A 21,180-nucleotide genomic window follows, 5' to 3' on the forward strand; every position below is an offset into this window, starting at 1 on the left:
GGTCAGTTCCCGTAGAACGAGCGGATGTCGATGTCGCTCAACGGGATCCACTCCGGTGACTGCGTGGATGCCGACTTCTTTCCGGCCTTGTCCGGTGCACTTCGCAGCGTCACTGCGAGGACCGGTTCCTCGTCGATCCGCCCGGCCAGAGCGTAGATCGCGGCGAGATGGTGAACGCACGGCGAGCGCCGACCCGAGCAGTTGCAGCTGGCAGTGCACTCCGAAAGATCAACGGCGACTGCGATATTTCGAGCTTGCAGTTCGGTGACGACGCTGTCCGGTAGTTCGCCTGTGGAGACGGATCTGTTGGCCTTTCCCTCCGAGCGGAGAAGGCTCTTCACTGCAGCGATCTCGGATTTGGTCCAGAGCGGGACGGCAATCGTCACCGACGAGGTTTTTGCTTTGGTGCTCACCTCGGCGACGACGGTCCCCGATGAGACCACTGTGAATTCCACCGACCCGTTGCGTGCCAGGGTACGAGCCCTCGGCAGAGACGGGTTCGGACCTGATGCCGCGGTCCGCTCCACCGTGCGCAGCCACGCCCGACCCCAAGCGGTGACGCCGAATTCGTTGGCCATCAGATGATCACCGCGCCGTCGAGTTCGAGAAGTTCACGCAATTCGGTGTCGGGAAGATCTGCCAGGGCGGCCTCGACGTTGCCGGAAACAGCATCGGCTACAGCTCGTTTGGACTCGTGCATCGCTGCGATGTGATCCTCCACGGTTCCGCCTGTCACCAAGGTGTGGACGTTGACGGTGCGCTTCTGGCCGATGCGGTGTGCCCGGTCGGTTGCCTGATCTTCGACGGCTGGGTTCCACCACCGGTCGTAGTGCACGACGTGACTCGCGCGGGTGAGGTTGAGGCCGAAGCCGGCGGCGCGCAGGCTCAGAATCAGAACCGGCGGGGAATCCGCGTCGTTCTGGAACGCGTCGACCATCCCGTCGCGCTTGTCGGTGTTCAGGCCGCCGTGAAGGAAAGGCACGGCACCGATTCCCAATTCGGATCCCAGGTGCCGCGAAAGCATCTCGCCCATCGTCCGGTACTGCGTGAAGATCAGCGCACGATCGCCGTCGTCGACGATCTCGGCGATCATTTCCGTTGCGCGGTCGAGCTTTCCGGATCTTCCGTAGAGGTCGTCCGTATCGCCGGTCACCTGCGCGGGGTGATTGCATACCTGTTTGAGGGTGGTCAGCAGCGCAAGGATGTTGCCGCGCCGGGCAATTCCCGTACCCAATCCGGTGTCGAACGCATCAGCAACTGCCGACCGATAGATCCGCGCCTGTTCCGATGTCAGAGTGCACGAGACAGTGGAGAACTGTTTGGGCGGAAGATCCTTGGCCACTGTGTCTTTGGTTCTGCGCAGAATGAAAGGATCGATGACCGCGGCAAGCCTGGTCGCCGCAGTTGCGGATCGACCGGATTCGATCGGTACGGCAAAGCGTTGACGAAAACGTGCGCGAGTTCCGAGGACGTCGGGATTGGCAACGCGAAAGAGTGACCACAACTCCTCGAGGCGGTTCTCCACCGGCGTGCCGGTCATCGCCACCTTGACGTTGGCCGACAACTGCATTGCCGCTTTCGTAGCGAGGGAAGCAGGGTTCTTGATCTGCTGCGCCTCGTCGAAGATCACCGAACTCCAGTGGATCGGGGTCAATTGGGCCGCATCGGAACGCAAGACGCTGTAGCTGGTCAGAACCGTGGTGCCAGCGGGGATACGAGTGGGAAGTGCGCGAGCAGTCCCGTGATGAACATGCAGTGGCAGATGCGGAGCGAATCGCTCGATCTCGCGGCGCCAGTTTCCGATCACCGAGGTGGGACACACAACCAGATGCGGACCGTCGTCGGCGCGGATCGCGATCATCGAAATCGCTTGCAGTGTCTTACCCAAACCCATCTCGTCGGCCAAGATCCCACCGCCCGAACCCGACAGTGCAGTCAACCAGGCAACTCCCTGCACTTGATACGGGCGCAATGTCGCCTGAATCTTTGCTCGGCGAAGACTCTCGATGGCCGCGCGCGCTTGCGTGAACAATTGCAGCGTGGACCGGGCGCTTCTGATTTTCGTGTCGTCACGGTCGATCGCTGCATGCGCTGCGGTCGGAATGTCATGTGCGCCGGTGTCGATGACGCGCTTCCACGCGAGCAACGACGGTCCGAGGTCGCCGCGACCTCCATCGAGGTTGTGGAACGCGTCGATCGCGGTGGTGAGGTCGAGCAGTTGTGCTTCGACGTCGGTTGCTGTGATCGACTCGTCGACCGGGATCGCAAGCCTGCACATGCCCGGCGATCCGGTCGGCATCCCCAGTGCCGACAGCCGCGCTGCCGGGTCTGCGTCACCCCAGAACGCGAAGGACATGTGCTCGGGAATGTACGTAGCCTGCAGGCGCGTCGAGCATGGCTGATTCACGTTCGCCGATGCTAGCCGCGCCGGCTCACGTTCGCCAATGAAAATGTCGGGAAAACCCGCAGATCAGCTGTGGTTTTCCCGACATTGACGAATTCTGAAAATGTGGCTCTGTGCCGGATCAGCGAGCCGTGCGTGCGAACCCCATCGTGCGGCGAAGGAGTCCGGCAACGGCGTCCGCCTCCGTCAGGAAGCCGTCGTGGCCGTCCTTGGACTTGAGAATCTCGAGGCCGCTGCACGTGGAAATTCCGTCGGCGATCTCCTCTTGCAAACGAAGGGGATACAGCCGATCCGAATCCACGCCGCCCACGACGACCGGTGCCGTGATCGATGCCAACGCCGCTGCAACGCCGCCGCGTCCACGGCCGATGTCGTGCCGGTTCATGGCCTCGGTCAGGAGGACGTACGTGCTCGGGTCGAAGCGGTCGACCAGCTTGTCCGCCTGATGTTCCAGGTAACTCTGCACCGCGTATCGTCCACCGTTCCACGGGTTTTCGTCGTTCTGAGCGGAGTTCTCGAAGCGTGCGTCCAGTTCGGACTCTGTGCGATACGTCAGGTGCGCGATGCGACGAGCGATGCCGAGTCCGGCGCGCGGTGCCCGACCCGTTCCGTGGTAGTTACCGCCTTGCCAGTCGGGATCGGAGACGATGGCCGCGATCTGCGTCGTCTGGGTGCCGATCTGATCTGCGGTCGCCCGTGAACCGGTTGCGAGCACCAACGCGGAGCGAATGCTGTCCGGGTAGGTAACTGCCCACTCGAGGGTGCGCATGCCGCCCATGGATCCGCCGACCACCGAGGCCAACTGGTCGATCCCGAGCAGATCGACAAGCTTCTTCTCCGCCGCGATCTGATCCCGGATGGAGATCTCCGGGAACCTGCTGCCCCACGGCTTGCCGTCGTCGGCCAGTGAACTGGGACCGGTCGTGCCGCGACAACCACCGAGGACATTGGTTGCGATGACGCACCATTCGCCGGTGTCGATCGGTTCGCCGGGGCCGACCATCCCGTTCCACCAGCCGGGGGATGGCTGATTCGCGGAGATCGGACCGGTGACGTGCGAGTCTCCGGTCAGTGCGTGCTCGACGAGTACGACGTTGTCGCAGTTCGGGGACAGCTCACCCCACCGCTGAACGGCGAGCGAAACGGATGGGAGTACCGCGCCGCTTTCGAGTTCCAGAGCGCCGATGTCGACGAACCCCACCTGACCGTCGGCCGGGGGTAGGAGGTCGATCCTGGGCTCCAATTCGTTCACGGTCACGAGTTTGCCACCGCAGCCAGGCCGACGGTGAGATCGGCGAGGATGTCGTCGATTCCCTCGATCCCGACCGCGAGGCGGACGAGTCCGGGCGTGACACCCGAAGCGAGCTGCTCTTCGGGGGTGAGCTGCGAGTGCGTCGTCGACGCGGGGTGGATGACGAGTGAGCGAACATCACCGATGTTGGCGACGTGGCTGTGCAGTGTCAGGGCGTTGACGAACTTCTTGCCCGCATCGATCCCGCCGGGCAGCTCGAAGGTGACGATGGCGCCGGTTCCCTTGGGCATCAGCTGCTTTCCGCGTTCGAACCAAGGCGAGGAGGGAAGTCCCGCGTAGGAAACGGAGGCCACCTCGCCGTGGCCGTCGAGGAACTCGGCGACCTTCTGTGCATTGGACACGTGACGCTCGATGCGCAGGCTCAAGGTTTCGATGCCCTGCGCGATGAGGAACGCGTTGAACGGCGCCACGGCGGAGCCGAGATCGCGCAGCAGTTGGACGCGAGCCTTGAGTGCAAACGCCGGCGCGCCGAGGTCTGCGAAGGTGACGCCGTGGTAGCTGGGATCAGGCGTCGTGAAGTTCGTGTGGCGACCCTGCGTCCAATCGAAGGTGCCGCCGTCGACGATGACGCCGGCGATCGCGGTGCCGTGTCCGCCAAGGTATTTGGTGGCGGAGTGGACGACGATGTCGGCGCCGTGTTCGAGCGGGCGGAGCAGGTACGGCGTCGCGACAGTGTTGTCCACGATCAACGGAAGACCGTTCTCGTGGGCCAGCGACGAGATGCCGGGTAGGTCGAGAATGTGGTTCTTCGGATTGGCGATCGTTTCGCCGTAGAACGCCTTCGTGTTCGGGCGAATTGCTTCGCGCCACTGGTCGAGATCGTCAGGATCCTCGACGAACGTGACTTCGATGCCCAGCTTACGAAGGGTGTAATGCAGGAGGTTGTACGTGCCGCCGTACAGGTACGGGCTGGAGACGATGTGGTCGCCGGCCTCGGCGATGTTGAGGATCGCGATGGTCTCGGCAGCCTGACCCGAGGAGAGGAGGAGTGCGGCGACTCCGCCTTCGAGGGCAGCGATGCGCTGCTCGACGGCGTCCTGTGTGGGATTCATGATCCGCGTGTAGATGTTGCCCGGCTCGGCGAGGCCGAACAGTGCCGCAGCGTGATCGGTGCTGTCGAAGACGTAGCTGGTGGTCTGGTAGATCGGCAGAGCGCGCGCATTGGTGGCGGTGTCCGCTGTTTGCCCGGCGTGCACCTGCTTGGTCTCGAACGACCAGTTCGCGGTCGGATCAGAAGTTGCTGCGGCGTCGGCTGTGTTGTCGGTCATGATTTGTTCACTCCAGTGGTCTGACGGATAGATGTCGGACGGGGGCGAATGATCGCCGCCCCGTGCTGGGGTCTATCTACAAGTGCGACACATACTGAAATACCTCCGTGGGGCTCGGCCCGGTCTGGGGTCCGTCCCTGTCGGACCCGCGCTTGTCACCCGAATTGCGGTGGAACTGCGCGAGCAGATCCACGTCGGGAAACCTGGTCATCACCCGGGGCACCCCACCGCGGTTGGAGGGTTGCCGTCCAGCGAGCCGGGGCTTGACGCTGGCACTCATGACCAAGTCGGATTCTACCGGGAAGTGAGCGCAGTCCTGACGCGGGGCGAAATGTGAGCCGCAACCGCACGCGGGGCAGAGCGACGCAGCCCACTAGCAGGCAAAAGTTACTCGCGAGTAGAGACCGATGGGTGGACCTGCCGGTTGCAGCCTCACGGGTTAGCAGTACGCTTGTCTTGTTTGGGACTCATCTCCCGAGATCAGTCCACACCGTCTAGGTTTGATAATCGAACCGTTCGCGGACCCACTCACAAAGTGTGACCGCAACCGTGTAACCAGGGAAACTTCCTAGGAGGACGCGAAGCACCCATGTCCAAAATCAAGGTTGAGGGCACCGTCGTCGAACTCGACGGCGATGAGATGACGCGCATTATCTGGCAGTTCATCAAAGACAAGTTGATCCATCCGTATCTCGATGTGAACCTCGAGTACTACGACCTCGGTATCGAGTACCGCGACGAGACCGACGACCAGGTCACCATCGACGCAGCGCACGCGATCCAGAAGCACGGCGTCGGCGTCAAATGCGCCACGATCACGCCGGACGAGGCACGTGTCGAGGAATTCGGTCTCAAGAAGATGTGGCGTTCCCCGAACGGAACGATCCGCAACATTCTCGGCGGCACGATCTTCCGCGCACCGATCATCATCTCCAACGTTCCGCGACTCGTTCCGGGCTGGACCAAGCCGATCATCATCGGCCGTCACGCATTCGGCGACCAGTACCGCGCCACAGACTTCAAGGTCCCCGGCCCCGGCAAGGTGATGATCACCTACACGCCTGAGGACGGCAGCGCACCGATCGAGCACGAACTGGTCAACTTCCCCGAAGAGGGCGGCGTCGTCCAGGGGCAGTACAACTTCACCACGTCCATCCGTGACTTCGCTCGCGCGTCGCTCACCTACGGACTGCAGCAGAACTACCCGGTGTACCTGTCCACCAAGAACACCATTCTCAAGGCGTACGACGGTGCCTTCAAGGACATCTTCCAGCACGTCTACGAGACCGAGTTCAAGGCTGAGTTCGATGCCGCAGGTCTGACCTACGAGCACCGCCTCATCGACGACATGGTCGCTTCCGCACTCAAGTGGGAGGGCGGCTACGTCTGGGCATGCAAGAACTACGACGGTGACGTTCAGTCCGACACCGTGGCCCAGGGCTTCGGCTCGCTCGGCCTCATGACGTCGGTTCTGCTCACACCGGACGGACGGACCTGTGAGGCAGAGGCTGCTCACGGCACCGTGACGCGTCACTACCGTCAGCACCAGCAGGGCAAGCCCACCTCGACCAACCCGATCGCATCCATCTTCGCGTGGACCCGCGGGCTCGAGCACCGTGGCAAGCTCGACAGCACCCCTGAGGTCATCGGCTTCGCGCAGGCGCTCGAAGACGTTGTCATCAAGACCGTCGAAAGCGGCCAGATGACCAAGGACCTCTCGATGCTGGTCGGCGGCGATCAGGGCTACCTGACCACCGAGGAGTTCCTCGGCGCGCTCGACGTGAACCTGCAGAAGGCCATGGCCGCGAAGTAGATTCACCGCTTCACCTTTCGAATGGGACGTCCGGGAAACCGGGCGTCCCATTTGTGTTCGCGGTCTCACGTGAGTGAACTCACCCGCTCTCACTTGGAAGTTCAACCAGGTGTGAGATCACAATTGATCAGTGACTTCGTCTACCCTCTCCCGTTCTGACGCCTCGACACCCGGGGTTCGTTCCGCTAGAGGTCCGGCGATGCTCGCTCTCGCCCTCGGCGGTTTCGGTATCGGCACCACCGAGTTCGTCGCCATGGGATTGCTCCCGGAAATGGCATCCGGGCTCGGCGTCTCGGAACCCATCGCAGGCCACGTGATCTCCGCGTACGCGCTCGGCGTTGTCGTCGGCGCTCCGCTGATCGCTGCTCTCTCCGCACGGGTACCGCGCCGCACACTGTTGATCGCGCTCATGGTCGCCTTCACCGTCGGCAATGCCGCTTCGGTTTTCGCGCCCTCGTACACGACGCTGATGATGGCTCGCTTCGTCGCCGGATTGCCGCACGGCGCCTACTTCGGAGTCGCCGCGCTGGTCGCAGCGCACCTGGCCGAACCGGGCAAACGCGCGAAGGCCGTGGCGATGGTCATGATGGGTCTTTCCGTGGCCAACGTGATCGGGGTACCGGTCGCCGCCTGGATCGGTCAGGCACTCGGCTGGCGCAGCGCCTTCGCCTTGGTTGCGGTAATCGGAGTGGCAACGGTTGCTTCGCTGTTCGTCTGGATACCGCGTTTGGACGGTATGCCGGTGACGAATCCGATCACCGAACTCGGGGCACTGGGCCGTGTCCAGGTGTGGATGACGCTGATCGTGGGCATGGTCGGGTTCGGCGGCATGTTTGCCGTCTACACCTACATCAGTACGACGCTCACCGACGTGTCCGGGCTTGGCGCTTCGTTCATTCCCCTGGCACTCATGCTCTACGGACTGGGCATGGTGGCAGGCAACTTCGTCGGCGGATACCTCGCGGATCGCGCATTGATGAAGGGCCTGTTCTTGTCGATGGGATCCCTCGTGGTGATCCTCGCGGTCTTCGTGATCGCTGTGCGCAATCCGTACACGGCACTGGTCTTCGTCTTCCTCATCGGTCTCGCGGGGTCCTCGATGGTTCCGGGTCTGCAGACACGGTTGATGGACGTCGCCGAGGACGCCCAGACCCTGGCTGCTTCTCTCAATCACGCCGCGCTGAACATCGCCAATGCCTTCGGAGCGTGGATCGGCGGCGTCGTCATCGCGGCCGGTTACGGGTACACGGCGCCGGCGGCGGTGGGGTCTTTGCTGGCCGTCGCGGGTCTAGTCGTGCTGGCGGTTGCGGTGATTCTGCAGCGTAGGGCCGTGCGCTGATCTGGGAGCCCATCCGCGTCGGTGGAATCGGCTACGGTGCTTGCCGTGCCACAAACTGCTGACTCCCACATTCTTGCGCCCCACACCATCACGTCCGTGAACGTCAACGGCGTTCGAGCAGCGGCCCGTAAGGGCATGCTCGACTGGCTGGAGAAGACGTCGGCGGATTTCATCTGCCTTCAGGAAACGCGTGCGTCGGACGATCAGCTTCGCGAGACTCTCGAACCGGCGCTCGGCAACGGATGGTTCCTGGTCTCCGCCGAGCCGTCCGCGAAGGGACGCAACGGAGTCGCCGTGCTCTCGCGTACCGAGCCCGACGCGGTGCGGATCGGCCACGGGGACGACGAGTTTCTCGACGCCGGTCGATACATCGAAGCCGACTTCGCCGATCTGACCGTCGCGAGCCTGTACCTGCCCTCCGGTGAGGCGCTCACGCCGAAGCAGGAAGAGAAGGAGCGGTTCATGGCATCCTTCGCAGTTCACCTCGCCTCCACCGCTGCGGCGGCCGAGGCTGCCGATCGCCACGTGGTGGTCAGTGGAGATTGGAACATCGCGCACACCGAACTCGACCTCAAGAACTGGAAGACCAACAGGAAGTCCTCGGGATTCCTCCCCGAGGAGCGCGCATGGATGGACCTTCTGTTCGCGCAGGACTCCGCGTGGGTGGACGTCTTCCGCACCCTCCATCCGGGTGTCGACGGTCCGTACTCGTGGTGGTCGTACCGAGGAAAAGCCTTCGACAACGATTCTGGGTGGCGCATCGACTACCAGGTTGCCACCCGCGGATACGCCGAGCGGGCCAAGGTTGCCCTCGTGGAACGCGCTGAGTCCTACGACCTTCGTTGGTCGGATCACGCACCTGTCACCGTCTCGTACCGGTAGGGACGGGCATGCCTGAAGGTCTGAAAATGCCGAGCGCAAAGACACGCAACGCCATCATCACCGTCGTCGTGGCCGTGGTGGCGCTTGTGCTGGCGGTGACGCTTTCTTCACACGACTCCGACAGTTCGGCGTCTTCGGCGTCGTCGGTCACCAAGTCCTCGAGCATTCAGTCCTCGAGTGTTCAAGCCAAGCCTGGCGCCACCACCAAGGCTGCGCCGTCGAGTTCCGCGCCGTCGAGTTCCGCTGCCAAGACAACGCAGCAGACGAACAGCGATGCGCCGGCGCGAGTTCTCGCCACGCTGGTGGAGATCGACGCCAAGAGGTGGCCGGATTCCGCCAACGCGCCGGGCACCAAGGGCGGCATCACCTTCCGCAACAGCGAAGGGCGTCTACCGGCTGTCGGTGCCGGTGGCGGACGTGTCGTCTATCAGGAATGGGATGTGAACCCGAAGAAGAACGGCCAAGGCCGCGACGCCGAGCGAATCGTCACCGGCAACGACGGTTCGGCGTGGTACACCCTCGATCACTACGACACGTTTGTGAGGATTCGCTGATGTCCGACTCGTCCACGGTCAGCGTGACGCAGTGGCTGGACCCGTCTTCCGTCGTGACTTCGGTGGCCCTGCGCGGCGAGCAAGCGGTCGCGGATGATCTTGCGCGTGAACTCCGTGGCGAGGATTTTGTCATTCGGGTGGTTCGTGGAGAGAAGATGCGGACCACGGCGCAGGTCTTCGACGAGTTCGCGGCGGCCTTCCAGTTTCCGTCCCACTTCGGACGAAACAAGGATGCTTTCGACGACGTCATGCGCGATCTGGACGATGTACTCGGATTGGGCGCCGGATATGTAGTTGTGATCCGAGGCGCGGGTTCTCTACTGTCCGAGCAACAGGATCAGTTGGCGTGGTTCCGCGGAACGATGGACTTCTACGCCGAAGAATGGGCACCCGTCGTTTTTCGGACCGTCTACCAGTTCGATGAGGACGGCCCCAGCGCCACCGGTGAAGACCTCGTCGAACTCGACTACCCGGGCACCACGCCACTGCACTGATTTCCACTCGTGAAAAGATCGGAACCATGTCGACCCCTGCAGAACAGAAGCCCACCACAAAGCCTCGCGTGCTTTCCGGAATCCAGCCGACGTCGGATTCTTTCCACCTCGGCAACTACCTGGGTGCGCTGCAGCAGTGGGTTCCGTTGCAGGACGATTTCGACGCTTTCTACTTCATTCCGGATCTTCACGCCATCACGGTGACGCAGGACCCGAAGGAACTGCGTCGTCGCACCAAGGTTGCGGTGGCTCAGCTCCTCGCAGTGGGTATCGATCCCGATCGGGCGACGCTGTTCGTGCAGAGTCAAGTTCCTGAGCACACGCAGTTGGCGTGGGTCCTGAACTGCATCACCGGTTTCGGTGAAGCCAGCCGCATGACTCAGTTCAAGGACAAGTCCGCCAAGCAAGGCAGCGACAACGCCAGTGTCGGTTTGTTCACCTATCCGGTTCTGATGGCCGCTGACATCCTCCTGTACCGCCCGCAACGAGTCCCGGTGGGTGAGGATCAGCGCCAGCACCTCGAACTCGCACGCGATCTGGCCGGCCGGTTCAACACCCGCTACGGCAAGGCGTTTGTCGTTCCTGAGCCGCAGATCATCAAGGGCACGGCAAAGATCTACGACCTGCAGGATCCGACCGCGAAGATGAGCAAGTCCGCTGCCAGTGCGGCAGGACTGATCAACCTGCTCGACGATCCGAAGGTGTCGGCGAAGAAGATCAAGTCGGCCGTCACCGACAACGAGCGCGAGATTCGCTTCGACCCGCAGGCCAAGCCCGGCGTCAGCAACCTGCTCACCATTCAGTCGGCTCTCTCCGGAGTACCGATCGAGACTCTGGTGGCGGGCTACGAGGGTAAGGGATACGGCGACCTCAAAACCGATACCGCTGATGTGCTGACCGAGTTCGTCACCCCGCTCAAAGCGAAGGTGGACGGTTACCTCGCCGACGAGGCGGAGCTGGATCGCATCATCGCGGCCGGAGCGCACCGCGCCCGCGAGGTGTCTTCACGCACTCTCGCCGCTGTCTATGACAAGGTCGGATTCCTGGCACCGAAGGGCTGACCGACGCGAATTCGGACTCACGGCGCCTGACCGAACATGAGGGGGACGGCAATGGCTGAAACGGACGACGACGCACCCAGTTTTCTCGAGAAGCAACGGGCAGCGCGACCCTGGCTCGATCATCTGGTTCGCGCCGCTGGGCGGTTCCAAGAGCAAAAAGGCGACTACTACGCTGCGGGAATCACGTACTTCAGCGTCCTGGCACTGATTCCGATCATGATGGTCGCGTTTGCGGTGGCCGGTTTCGTATTGGCCGGGCATCCCGAGTACCTGGAGTCGATTCAGGAGCAGATTACCAAGAGCATTCCGGGCAGCTTGGGTGACACCATCAACACACTGATCGATTCGGCTATCGATTCGCGCGCCAGCGTCGGAATCTTCGGTCTCCTGGGTGCCGCCTACGCGGGTCTCGGTTGGATGGCAAATGTTCGCGACGCGCTGACGGCCATGTGGGAGAGCAAGCGCGAGCCGAAGGGTTTCGTGCGAACCAAACTCGGTGACGCAGGGGCCCTTATCGGTCTGGCCCTCGCCATGGTCGTCTCGCTCGGAATGTCGGCGCTGAGCAGCGGGCCGGTAGCCACTCAGATCGTGAAGTGGCTCAACCTCGAGAACATCACCGGTGTCGGTGTGGGGCTCAGAGTCGTTTCGCTGTTGCTGTCACTGCTGGCGACGTGGGCGGTCTTCCTGTGGGTGATCGCCCGGCTACCGCGCGAGCCCGTCACGCTGCGCAGCGCCGCGCAGGCAGCGCTCATCGCCGCGGTTGTGTTCGAGATCTTCAAGCAGGTGGGTGCGATCTACCTCGCTGCCGTCACCGGTGGCCCGGCGGGCGTGGCATTCGGCCCGATCATCGGTTTGCTCGTGTTCGTGTTCACGGCGTCGAGGATGCTGCTTTTCTGCACGGCGTGGGCGGCGACGACAAAGGAAAGTATGGCTCTGGCCTTCGTTCCTCCGCCCGATCCCGCAGTGATCTCGCCGCGCGTGGTTGTCAGCGATAGTGGCTCGCCGTCGCGTGCCGTTGCATTGATCGCCACGGGTGCGGTTGCCGGTCTGGGTCTTTCGGGCTTCCTGCGTCGTCGGCCGCGCTAGCGCCGTCGACGGTTGAGTGCGACTGCTCCCGACACCAGCGCGATCACCAGCACTCCACCGACCGCGCCGATGAGGATGCGGTCAGTGGTGTCCGACTCTCTGTCGGTGGCGGTTGGCGCTGCCGAGATCGAGCCAGGTGCAGCGGCAGACGGTGTGCGAGTGACGTCGGGCGTGGCGTCGTCGGTCGAACGGTCCGTCAACGAGCCGACGGTTGTGCTCGCTGGGAGTGCATATCCGTAGTCGAGTAGACGGGCAGCTTGCTCCCACGGACGGATCGGCTTGGCTTCGCCGCCCATCAATGTCACCAGTAGTTTCCGGCCGTTACGCTCCGCAGCACCCACGTACGTGTGGCGGGCGTCGTCGGTGAAGCCGGTCTTGCCGCCCAACGCACCGTCGTAGTTGTAGAGCAACTGATTGTCGTTCGCGAGTGTGAATCCGGGCCGGTCCTGATCATCGGGAATTGTCGGGTCCTTGGGGAAGCCGGGGAACTCGACGGTCTCGGTATGGATCAGACCGGCGAATGTCGGATTCTGCAGTGCGGTACGGAAAATCACGGCCAGGTCGTACGGTGAGCTGCTCATCCCCGGGCCGTCGAGTCCGGACGGAGTTGCCGTGCGGGTGTCGAGGGCGCCGAGGTCGGCGGCGAGGGCATTCATCTTCGATACGGCCGCAGCGTCACCGCCGAGTTGGCGGGCAAGAGCATGCGCTGCATCGTTTCCCGACGCCATGACCAGGCCTTGCATCAGCTGCCGGTTGGTGTATTTACCGCCCTTGCCGATGCCGACGGCACTACCTTCGGCGTCCGCGTCTTCGGCAGTTGCAGTGATTTCGGTGTCGAGATCGAGTTCGTCGAGCGCGACGAGAGCCAACAGCATCTTGATGGTGCTGGCCGGTCGGTAGCGACCGTGCGGATCTTTGGCGGCGAGGACCTCACCGGTTTCGGCGTCCGCGAGTACCCATCCGGATGCCGCGATGTCGGCCGGGAGCGGGGGAGCGCCGTCTGGGAGCACAACACCACACTCGCCGAGCTTGTCTCCACCGACGGGGCTTTCCGGAATCGGGACAGCAGTCGGAACCGTGGATCCGGGCGCGGGAGCTTCGGAGAGATCGATCGCCGGTGCCGGAATACTCGTGAACGGGCAGCTGTCGGTGTTGGGTGTTGTGAACGGCGCCTCGGTGGTGGTGGTCGGCGGCGGGGCCGGTTCGGCGCCGGCGATTCCCGAGCTACCTACGACACCGGAAAACGCAATGCTCCCTGAGAGCACTGTTCCGGCCACTGCCACTGCACACTTTCGACGCCACATCATCGATATACGAGGGTATGCGAACGCGAAGGAACGTCCGAATCGCCACGCGAGCGCATGGGCCGAAAACAGGCGATTCGGTTTGTACATCGGTCATAGTGGGCAGATGGACCTCGCAGGCACACGTAGACGCCGGACGCTCGCGGCAATGACACTCGTCGGAGCATTGGCCGCTGTCGTCGGATGTTCCGGCAATTCGGAACCGTCGTCCGAGAGCCAAATCTCTGCCGTCGTCGGTCAGAGTTTCGAATTCATGGCCGAAAGGGACTGGGAGGCAGTCGACAGCACTCAATGCAGTTCGATGCGCAGCGAGAGCTCGCGGGTCGAAGAGTCGCCGTTCGACGACACACTCGCCGGTCTGAGACTGGACGGTGTGGAGAACATCGTGGTGAACGGCGATTCGGCGACGGCTAACACTCGCCATTACAGCACCGAGGATCCGTCCCGGATGATGCGCGAGGACATCACGTTGATCAAGGAGAACGGTGCCTGGGTTGTGTGCTGATTCTTCGGGTGCTGACGCTGCCGATTGCCGTCGATGAGTTCCCCGACCAACCAGAGTCTGTAACAGTGGGGTAGTCGACTACTCGCACGGTGCAGGAACACTGACGACAGGGGATCGGTATGGGCAAGATCGTGGTGACGGAATTCGTGTCTTTGGACATGGTCATGGAAGCGCCCGGTGGTGAACCGGGCTATGCGCACTCTGGATGGGTCTTTCCGTACCAGGAGGGCGATCAGATGAAGTTCAAACTCGACGAAACCCTCGCCGCGGACGTGCTTCTACTCGGTCGACGGACCTACGAGAGCTTCGCCGGCGCCTGGCCTGAGCGCGAGGACGACCAAGGCTTTGCGGACAAGATGAACGAGATGCCCAAGTACGTCGTCACGAGTTCGACGGAGCCGCTCGAATGGAACAACTCGACGGCGCTCACCGGTCCCATCGAGCAGTCCGTCCCGAAGCTCAAGGATCAGGTCGACGGTGAGATTCTGGTGGCGGGAAGTCGGACGCTCGTCCACGCGTTGTTGCTGGCCGGTTTGGTCGACGAGCTGCGCCTGATAGTCTTCCCGGTCATTCTTGGGTCAGGCGGGAGGGTGTTCCCCGAATCGGCCGACAAGATCGTCCTGGAGTTGAAGGACGATCGTCGGTACGAATCCGGAGTTCAGGTGCTGACGTACCACCCCACGGCCGCGTAGACCTGTCGAATACATCTGTGGCCGAGCCTCTTCGAGAGTCTCGGCCACAGTTGTCTTGTCGGCTAACTGTTCTCGGGGAAGCCGAGGTTGATCCCGCCGTGGCTGGGGTCGAGCCAGCGACTGGTGACGGCCTTACCTCGCGTGAAGAAATGAACACCTTCGGTCCCGTGAGCGTGAGTATCACCGAAGAGGCTGTTCTTCCAGCCGCCGAAGCTGTAGTAGGCCATAGGAACCGGGATGGGGACGTTGATGCCGATCATGCCGACCTCCACCTCGTTCTGGAAGCGTCGGGCAGCGCCGCCGTCGTTGGTGAATATGGCGGTGCCGTTTCCGTACGGGTTGTTGTTGATCAGTTCGAGGGCTTGGTCGTAGGTATCGACGCGCACGACGGAGAGGACGGGCCCGAATATTTCGTCGGTGTAGATCGACATGTCGGTGGTGACGTGGTCGATGAGGGTGGGCCCGAGCCAGAAGCCGTCAGGTCCACCATCGGCCTGAACTGTGCGTCCGTCGACCACGATGGTGGCGCCGTCCTTCTCTCCTGCATCGACGTAGGAGGCGACCTTGTCGCGGTGGGCCTTGGTGACAAGCGGACCCATGTCGGAGTTCTTGGTGCCGTCGCCGGTGACGAGGGGAGTGGTGCGTTCGACGATCTTGGCCACGAGTTCATCTGCAATGTCGCCGACCGCTACGAGGGCGGAGATTGCCATGCAGCGTTCGCCGGCAGAACCGAATCCAGCGTTGACCATTGCGTCGGCTGCAAGGTCGAGGTCGGCGTCCGGCAGAACGATGGCGTGATTTTTGGCGCCGCCGAGTGCTTGCACTCGTTTGCCGTTGGCGGTGCCGGTGGCATAGACGTACTGGGCGATGGGGGTGGACCCGACAAACGAAATCGCTTTGACTGCTTTGTTTTCCAGGAGTTCGTCCACGGCGAGTTTGTCACCTTGGAGGACGTTGAAGACGCCGGGAGGCAGACCGGCTTCGGCCCAGAGTTCGGCGAGCCAGATAGCGGCGGTGGGGTCCTTCTCCGAGGGCTTGAGAATCACGGTGTTCCCGGCGGCGATGGCGACCGGGAAGAACCACATCGGGACCATCGCGGGAAAGTTGAAGGGGGAGATGATGCCTACGGGTCCGAGGGGTTGGCGGATGGAGTAGACGTCGACCTTGGTCGATGCATTCTCAGTGTATCCGCCCTTGAGGAGATGCGGTATTCCGCAGGCGAATTCGACTACTTCTTGTCCGCGGCTGATTTCGCCGAGAGCGTCGGAGAGGACCTTGCCGTGCTCGGCTGTGATGATCTCGGCGAGTTCGCCTTTGCGAGCGTTGAGGAGTTCGCGAAAGTTGAACAGGATCTGTGTGCGCCGGGCCAGGGAGGTGTCACGCCAGGCGGGGTAGGCCGCCGCAGCAGCGTCGATGACGGCGCGGGCGTCCTCGAGGTTCGCCAGGGCGAGTCGGCCGGTGATCTGTCCGGTGGCGGGGTTGGTGACGGGGGCGGTGTTCTCGGATGTTCCGGCGAACGACTTGCCGTCCAGCCAGTGCGCGATGACACGAGTATCAGTGCTGGTCATGGTATTTCCTAGTGGTCTGGTGGCTCAGGAGTTCGGGGAGGTGTACTTGGCGACGTAGTCGTTCATCGTCTCGCGCTGGTACCGGGAAACCTCGTGCGCGTTTTCGTTCTCGGCGAAGACGCTCGACACAATCACGGTGTTCTCACGTTCGTAGAAGCCGAGTTTGCCGAGACCGCCGAAGAATTCGTCCCAGTTGACGTCTCCGTCACCGATCTTGAGATGCTGATGCACTCGAACGGCATTGCCTGGCGGATTGGTGATGTAGCGCAGTCCGTGGGAACGGTGATGATCCATGGTGTCCGCCACGTGCACGAGACGAATCATGTCGCCGGCGGCCTCCATGATGGCGGGAAGGTCACCGCCCATGTGGAATTGGTGGCACGCCACGATCACCATTCCGAGGTTCTTGGAATTCACACCACGGATCGTGCGGATCGCGGCAAGTCCGTCTTCGACAAAATCGTCCGGGTGCGGATCGATCAGGACGTCGATTCCCTCGCGTTCGATGATCGGAACCAGTTCCTCCATCGAACGATAGAACGCACGCTCGGACTCTTCGGCCTTTTCGGGGCGGCCGGAGAATTCGGTGTTCATGACGTTGACGCCGAGGTCGACGGTGATCTGGATTGCCCGCTTCCAGTACCGCACTGCTGCTTCGCGGGCGTCCTCGTCCGGGCCGGACCAGCGAAGGACCGGGAGCACCGAAGCGATGCCGACTCCCTCACTCGCGCAGGCCTTCCGAAATTTGGCGACGAGCGCGTCGTCGGCTTTGGGGTGATTGAAGAACGGGATCATGTCGACGTGCGGTGTGAGCTGCAGGTACTCGTACCCGAGATCGGCAACAACTCGGGGAAGCTCCAGCAGCGAGTAGTCGTGATGGAACGGTGTGGGATCGAGAGCGACCTTCATCGCTACGCCCCGGCCACAGAGTCGCGCGCAACCATGTCCACGACGACGCGTTGACCCGTCTCCAGAGACTTCACGCCAGCGGCGCAGACAGCGGCTGCGGCGTACCCGTCCCAGGCACCAGGTCCGTCGATGTAGTTGCCAGTGCCGGCGCCGGTCTTGACGGCCTTGATCCAGCGGGCGAACTCGGTGTCGTAGGCCTGCCCGAAGCGTTCGCGGAATCCTGGGGTGATCTGTCCACCCCAGTTGCCGGGCTTGCTCTTTCGGATCAGTCCCACGTCGAGTCCGATCATCGCGCTGCCGAGTTCGCCGACAACTTCGGTGCGCACCTCGTAGGCGACGCCGGTGGTGACAAACACCTCGGCGTCGACGTGCCTACCGGACTCGGTCTCGAATATAGCGATCTGTGGGTCTTGAATGCCCTCGGGAGCATGCGAATTCGCAGACGGCCGAATTATCTGCACCGAGGTGATCTCTTCGTCGAGCAGGAATCGCGTCACGTCGATCTCGTGGACGAGTGAGTCCTTGACGATCATCGCGCTGTCGAAGCCGTTCGGAACCGCAGGATTGCGGTGCGCGCAGTGCACCACGAGTGGGCGACCGAGATCGCCGCTGTCGATCAAATCCTTGAGCTGGGTGTATTCGTGGTCGAACCGCCGCATGAAGCCGACCTGGATCAGTTTCTTTCCCAGCGCTGCTTCGGCTTTGACGATCGCCAGCGAACTGTCCGCGTCGGTGGTCAGCGGCTTTTCGCAGAGAACGGGCTTGCCTGCTTCGAGGCAGGCAAGTACCTGCTTCTCATGGGTCGGGCCCGGGGTTGCGAGAACAACGGCGTCGACGTCTTCGGCTGCGATGGCATCGAACGGGTCGACGACGACGCGTGACCCCGGCGTCAATGCTGCGATTTCCTCGGCGCGGGCAAGCGAGTAGTCGTTGACGACGGTGACGCGGGCACCGCCGATTTTGTTGGTGATGCGGTCGACGTGATCGGCCCCCATGATGCCGACGCCGAGCACTGCGATCCGGAGATCCTGGTTGTCAGACATGCGGTGGTACTCCTCGATTGTGTTGCTCAGCTGAAACGGACGGCGGGGACGCCACAGGTGGACAGGTATTTCTGGGTGCGCGCTGCGATGGGCAGCGGTGTGTCGGGATGGCAGGGATACATGTCCTGCTCGACGATCGCGAACACGTCGATGCCGAGCTTCTCGATGGCCTCCAGAAGCGGTGGCATGTCGGGGATTCCGCGCGGCGGTTCGATCATGGCACCGAGTTTGACGGCCTCACCGAACGGCAGGTCCTCCGCCTCCACCTTGGCGACGATCGCCGGATCCACCTGCTTGAGGTGTAGGTACCCGATGCGCTCCGGATGTTTGTTGATGATGGCCAGGTTGTCGCCGCCGCAGTAGCTGATGTGGCCGGTGTCGAGGCACAGGTTCACGAAACGCTCGTCGGTACCTTCGAGGAACTTGTAGACGTTGTCCTCGATGTCGACGTGGCTGTCGGCATGAGGGTGGTACTGCGCCATGACGCCGTACTCCTCGAGCATTGCCTTGCCGAGAGCGTTCATGCCGTCGGTTTTCTTGCGCCACTGCTCGGGAGTCAGATTTCGATCTTCGAGTACCGCTCCGGTGGAAGGATCGCGCCACATCTCGGGGATGACCACCACGTGCTGGCCGCCGACGGCTGCGGTCAACTTGGCGACGTCCTTGATCTGATTCCAGACGGCATCCCAGGAATCGTCTTGGTGCAGGTGTTCGAAAACGGTACCGGCCGAAAGCTTCAGGCCGCGGGTGCCGAGTTCGTCAGCCAACTTGGCTGGATCGGTCGGAAGGTATCCGAACGGGCCGAGTTCGATCCATTCGTATCCCGACACGGATACCTCGTCGAGGAATCGTGTGTAAGGGGTCTGCTGTGGATCGTCCGGAAACCACACGCCCCAGGAGTCGGGGGCTGATCCGACGCGAATCGCGCTCATGTCTAGATTCCTTTCGCGGGCAAGCTTTATGGGGTGTGGTTGTGCGGAATTTTCATTCGGATGGACGGAGGTACGGTCGCTGGATCTTCTTCCAGGACTCGTAGGTTGTCCGTGCGTTCTTGGTGGATTCCAGTTCGGAGGTGGCCGATACCGGTACATCCCACCAGGATTCGCTGTCAGGGGCTCCGATCAGCGGATCGGTTTCGACGTGGATGACCGTGCTGGTGTCGCTTGCTTTGGCAATCTTGATCGCGTCGGTGAACTCGGCAGCGGTGTTGGCGCGGATGACGTCGACGCCGAGGCTGGCGGCGTTCGCGGCCAAATCGACCGGGAGAACCCCTCCGTCGAGACGTCCGTCATTCGAGCGGTAGCGGTACTGCGTGCCGAAGCGCTGGGAACCGAGCGACTCGGACAGCGAACCGATGGAGGCAAATCCGTGATTTTGCACCAAGATGACGATGACCTTGAGGCGTTCCTGCACGGCGGTGACCAATTCGGTGGCCATCATCAGATAGGAACCGTCGCCGACCATCACGAACACGTCGCGATCGGGGCAGGCCATCCGGACGCCCAGACCTCCCGCAACTTCGTATCCCATGCAGGAGTATCCGTATTCGACGTGATAGCCCTTCGAATCGCGAGTACGCCACAGCTTGTGGAGGTCACCCGGCATCGACCCGGCAGCGCACACCACGACGTCACGTGGATCGGACAGAGTATTGACCAGGCCGATCACCTGATTCTGATTCAGTGACCCGTCGGCAGCGGGTTCGGCCGGGTTGTAGACGGATTCGACGACAGCATCCCAATCACGAGCGAGTTCACCGATCCTGGACGCGTACTCGTCGTTCACCCGGTAGTCGCTCAGTGCGAGCGCTAGGGCGTCGAGAGCCTCACGTGCGTCGGCGACAACACTGACACCACCCTGCTTCACGGAGTCCAGTGAAGCGACGTTGATGTTGACGAAGCGAACATCGGGATCGGTGAACGCGGTGCGCGATGCGCTCGTGAAATCGCTGTACCGCGTACCGATTCCGATGACGACGTCAGCCTCGGTGGCCAGCGCGTTTGCAGCCGTAGTGCCAGTGGACCCCACTGCTCCGACGGATTGTGGATGGTTGTAGACCAGTGAACCCTTGCCGGCCTGGCTCTGCCCCACGGGGATTCCGGTCTGCGCGCAGAACGCTGCCAGGGAGTCCGTAGCCTGGCTGTAGATCACGCCGCCGCCCGCGACGATCATCGGCTTGCGAGCCGAACGGATGATCGCGACTGCGCGTTCGATCACCGATCGCTCGGGGAGCGGGCGGGCCACGTGCCAGACTCGTTCGGCGAAGAACGACTCGGGCCAGTCGAAAGCCTCGGCCTGTACGTCCTGCGGGATGGCGATGGTGACTGCGCCGGTCTCGACGGGGTCGGTGAGAACTCTCATGCCTGCCAGCAGAGCGCTGGGCAGCTGCTCGGGACGCCATACCCGATCGAAGTATCGCGAGACTGGTTTGAAAGCGTCGTTGACTGTGACGTCGCCGCTCGACGGGAGTTCGAGTTCCTGCAAGACCGGAGCACTGGCTCGGGTCGCGAAAGTATCTGCGGGCAGAAGTAGTACAGGTAGACGGTTGATGGTGGCCAGTGCCGCGCCGGTGATCATGTTGGTGGCACCCGGGCCGACGCTGGATGAGACTGCCCACGTCTGCAGGCGGTCTTTCATGCGGGCGTGGGCGACTGCCGAGTGCACCATCGCCTGTTCGTTGCGGCCGAGCACGTAGGGGAGTGTCGGCTCGCGGCCGGCGTCGAGGTCCTGGATCTCGGCCTGTAAGAGTGCCTGCCCCAACCCGGCGACGTTCCCGTGCCCGAAGATTCCGAAGCAGCCGGCAAACAGCTTGGTGTGCTGGCCGTCGCGTTCGGTGTACTGGTTGGCGAGGAAGCGGACGACAGCTTGAGAAACGGTGAGGTGAACGGTCGGCTCGTCGCGAGGTAGACGATTGCCGGTTGCGTTGTTGGTGGGTGCCACAGCTTT

At 62.6% G+C, this 21,180-nt stretch carries 19 protein-coding genes and 1 riboswitch; of the genes, 9 read left to right on the forward strand and 10 right to left on the reverse strand.

Translation table 11 applies throughout. From position 1 onward, the window contains the following. Nucleotides 1-2 precede the first annotated feature (2 nt). From ACSW29_RS11255 to ACSW29_RS11270, 4 genes are all read right to left on the reverse strand, one after another. Nucleotides 3-578, reverse strand: a complete 576-nt coding sequence (locus ACSW29_RS11255; protein WP_448277237.1) for a hypothetical protein — start codon at nt 576-578, stop codon at nt 3-5. Beyond that, entirely contained in the window at nt 578-2,356 is a 1,779-nt protein-coding gene (locus ACSW29_RS11260; RefSeq protein ID WP_448277431.1) for a DEAD/DEAH box helicase, read from the reverse strand. Before ACSW29_RS11260 ends, ACSW29_RS11255 begins: the two co-directional genes overlap by 1 nt. A gap of 169 nt (nt 2,357-2,525) precedes the next feature. After that, nucleotides 2,526-3,662 (reverse strand): homoserine O-acetyltransferase MetX, encoded by a 1,137-nt coding sequence (metX, locus tag ACSW29_RS11265; protein ID WP_448277238.1) that lies wholly within the window; start codon nt 3,660-3,662, stop codon nt 2,526-2,528. Beyond that, entirely contained in the window at nt 3,659-4,984 is a 1,326-nt protein-coding gene (locus ACSW29_RS11270; RefSeq protein ID WP_347872014.1) for a bifunctional o-acetylhomoserine/o-acetylserine sulfhydrylase, read from the reverse strand. Before ACSW29_RS11270 ends, metX begins: the two co-directional genes overlap by 4 nt. Before the next feature lie 143 nt (nt 4,985-5,127). Beyond that, nucleotides 5,128-5,268: riboswitch (SAM riboswitch) on the reverse strand. Nucleotides 5,269-5,573: 305 nt separating this feature from the next. Here ACSW29_RS11270 and ACSW29_RS11275 point away from each other — a divergent pair. The 7 genes from ACSW29_RS11275 (at nt 5,574) to yhjD (ending at nt 12,213) form a co-directional block, all read left to right on the forward strand. After that, the gene (locus tag ACSW29_RS11275) at nt 5,574-6,797 is read left to right on the forward strand and encodes an NADP-dependent isocitrate dehydrogenase (protein ID WP_019747659.1); all 1,224 of its coding nucleotides are present in this window, start codon (nt 5,574-5,576) and stop codon (nt 6,795-6,797) included. Nucleotides 6,798-6,996: 199 nt separating this feature from the next. Further along, nucleotides 6,997-8,136 (forward strand): MFS transporter, encoded by a 1,140-nt coding sequence (locus ACSW29_RS11280; RefSeq protein ID WP_448277432.1) that lies wholly within the window; start codon nt 6,997-6,999, stop codon nt 8,134-8,136. Between the two features lie 36 nt (nt 8,137-8,172). After that, nucleotides 8,173-9,018 carry an exodeoxyribonuclease III gene (locus tag ACSW29_RS11285; RefSeq protein WP_448277433.1) on the forward strand — a complete coding sequence of 282 codons (846 nt, stop codon included), beginning with the start codon at nt 8,173-8,175 and terminating at the stop codon, nt 9,016-9,018. A gap of 26 nt (nt 9,019-9,044) precedes the next feature. Continuing rightward, nucleotides 9,045-9,572 carry a ribonuclease domain-containing protein gene (locus tag ACSW29_RS11290; protein WP_448277239.1) on the forward strand — a complete coding sequence of 176 codons (528 nt, stop codon included), beginning with the start codon at nt 9,045-9,047 and terminating at the stop codon, nt 9,570-9,572. Then, entirely contained in the window at nt 9,572-10,066 is a 495-nt protein-coding gene (locus ACSW29_RS11295; protein WP_448277240.1) for a barstar family protein, read from the forward strand. The genes ACSW29_RS11290 and ACSW29_RS11295 overlap by 1 nt, the downstream gene beginning before the upstream one ends. 26 nt (nt 10,067-10,092) lie before the next feature. Next, nucleotides 10,093-11,127, forward strand: coding sequence for a tryptophan--tRNA ligase (gene trpS, locus ACSW29_RS11300; protein ID WP_448277241.1), 1,035 nt, complete (start codon nt 10,093-10,095; stop codon nt 11,125-11,127). A 51-nt stretch (nt 11,128-11,178) separates the two neighbouring features. Further along, on the forward strand, nt 11,179-12,213 hold the full coding sequence (gene yhjD / locus ACSW29_RS11305; RefSeq protein ID WP_448277242.1) for an inner membrane protein YhjD: 1,035 nt from the start codon (nt 11,179-11,181) through the stop codon (nt 12,211-12,213). Here the strand turns inward: yhjD and ACSW29_RS11310 are convergent. After that, nucleotides 12,210-13,520, reverse strand: coding sequence for a D-alanyl-D-alanine carboxypeptidase family protein (locus tag ACSW29_RS11310; RefSeq protein WP_448277243.1), 1,311 nt, complete (start codon nt 13,518-13,520; stop codon nt 12,210-12,212). The two genes, yhjD and ACSW29_RS11310, sit on opposite strands and share 4 nt — an antisense overlap. 103 nt (nt 13,521-13,623) lie before the next feature. Between ACSW29_RS11310 and ACSW29_RS11315 the strand changes: the two genes are divergently transcribed. Next, on the forward strand, nt 13,624-14,022 hold the full coding sequence (locus ACSW29_RS11315) for an Rv0361 family membrane protein (protein WP_448277244.1): 399 nt from the start codon (nt 13,624-13,626) through the stop codon (nt 14,020-14,022). Between the two features lie 119 nt (nt 14,023-14,141). Continuing rightward, nucleotides 14,142-14,714 carry a dihydrofolate reductase family protein gene (locus ACSW29_RS11320; protein WP_448277245.1) on the forward strand — a complete coding sequence of 191 codons (573 nt, stop codon included), beginning with the start codon at nt 14,142-14,144 and terminating at the stop codon, nt 14,712-14,714. 62 nt (nt 14,715-14,776) lie between these two features. Here the strand turns inward: ACSW29_RS11320 and ACSW29_RS11325 are convergent, their stop codons facing one another. Genes ACSW29_RS11325 through iolD form a run of 5 tightly spaced genes read right to left on the reverse strand, consistent with a single transcriptional unit; the run spans nt 14,777 to nt 21,174 of the window. Then, nucleotides 14,777-16,282 (reverse strand): CoA-acylating methylmalonate-semialdehyde dehydrogenase, encoded by a 1,506-nt coding sequence (locus ACSW29_RS11325; protein ID WP_448277246.1) that lies wholly within the window; start codon nt 16,280-16,282, stop codon nt 14,777-14,779. A gap of 24 nt (nt 16,283-16,306) precedes the next feature. Then, nucleotides 16,307-17,191, reverse strand: a complete 885-nt coding sequence (locus tag ACSW29_RS11330; protein WP_448277247.1) for a sugar phosphate isomerase/epimerase family protein — start codon at nt 17,189-17,191, stop codon at nt 16,307-16,309. 2 nt (nt 17,192-17,193) lie between these two features. Next, nucleotides 17,194-18,234 carry a Gfo/Idh/MocA family protein gene (locus tag ACSW29_RS11335; RefSeq protein ID WP_448277248.1) on the reverse strand — a complete coding sequence of 347 codons (1,041 nt, stop codon included), beginning with the start codon at nt 18,232-18,234 and terminating at the stop codon, nt 17,194-17,196. Nucleotides 18,235-18,260: 26 nt separating this feature from the next. After that, the gene (locus tag ACSW29_RS11340; RefSeq protein WP_448277249.1) at nt 18,261-19,166 is read right to left on the reverse strand and encodes a sugar phosphate isomerase/epimerase family protein; all 906 of its coding nucleotides are present in this window, start codon (nt 19,164-19,166) and stop codon (nt 18,261-18,263) included. 52 nt (nt 19,167-19,218) lie between these two features. After that, nucleotides 19,219-21,174, reverse strand: a complete 1,956-nt coding sequence (iolD, locus tag ACSW29_RS11345) for a 3D-(3,5/4)-trihydroxycyclohexane-1,2-dione acylhydrolase (decyclizing) (RefSeq protein ID WP_448277250.1) — start codon at nt 21,172-21,174, stop codon at nt 19,219-19,221. Nucleotides 21,175-21,180: the final 6 nt, after the last annotated feature.

This window comes from Rhodococcus sp. GB-02 (assembly GCF_053470465.1).

Coding starts and splice junctions, on each gene's coding strand:
- ACSW29_RS11310 (WP_448277243.1), bottom strand. CDS start 13,520: ATGATGTGGCGTCGAAAGTGTGCAGTGGCAGTGGCCGGAACAGTGCTC.
- ACSW29_RS11255 (WP_448277237.1), bottom strand. CDS start 578: ATGGCCAACGAATTCGGCGTCACCGCTTGGGGTCGGGCGTGGCTGCGC.
- ACSW29_RS11330 (WP_448277247.1), bottom strand. CDS start 17,191: ATGAAGGTCGCTCTCGATCCCACACCGTTCCATCACGACTACTCGCTG.
- yhjD (WP_448277242.1), top strand. CDS start 11,179: ATGGCTGAAACGGACGACGACGCACCCAGTTTTCTCGAGAAGCAACGG.
- ACSW29_RS11325 (WP_448277246.1), bottom strand. CDS start 16,282: ATGACCAGCACTGATACTCGTGTCATCGCGCACTGGCTGGACGGCAAG.
- ACSW29_RS11290 (WP_448277239.1), top strand. CDS start 9,045: ATGCCGAGCGCAAAGACACGCAACGCCATCATCACCGTCGTCGTGGCC.
- ACSW29_RS11335 (WP_448277248.1), bottom strand. CDS start 18,234: ATGTCTGACAACCAGGATCTCCGGATCGCAGTGCTCGGCGTCGGCATC.
- ACSW29_RS11270 (WP_347872014.1), bottom strand. CDS start 4,984: ATGACCGACAACACAGCCGACGCCGCAGCAACTTCTGATCCGACCGCG.
- trpS (WP_448277241.1), top strand. CDS start 10,093: ATGTCGACCCCTGCAGAACAGAAGCCCACCACAAAGCCTCGCGTGCTT.
- ACSW29_RS11340 (WP_448277249.1), bottom strand. CDS start 19,166: ATGAGCGCGATTCGCGTCGGATCAGCCCCCGACTCCTGGGGCGTGTGG.
- ACSW29_RS11260 (WP_448277431.1), bottom strand. CDS start 2,356: ATGTCCTTCGCGTTCTGGGGTGACGCAGACCCGGCAGCGCGGCTGTCG.
- ACSW29_RS11315 (WP_448277244.1), top strand. CDS start 13,624: ATGGACCTCGCAGGCACACGTAGACGCCGGACGCTCGCGGCAATGACA.
- ACSW29_RS11275 (WP_019747659.1), top strand. CDS start 5,574: ATGTCCAAAATCAAGGTTGAGGGCACCGTCGTCGAACTCGACGGCGAT.
- ACSW29_RS11320 (WP_448277245.1), top strand. CDS start 14,142: ATGGGCAAGATCGTGGTGACGGAATTCGTGTCTTTGGACATGGTCATG.
- ACSW29_RS11295 (WP_448277240.1), top strand. CDS start 9,572: ATGTCCGACTCGTCCACGGTCAGCGTGACGCAGTGGCTGGACCCGTCT.
- ACSW29_RS11280 (WP_448277432.1), top strand. CDS start 6,997: ATGCTCGCTCTCGCCCTCGGCGGTTTCGGTATCGGCACCACCGAGTTC.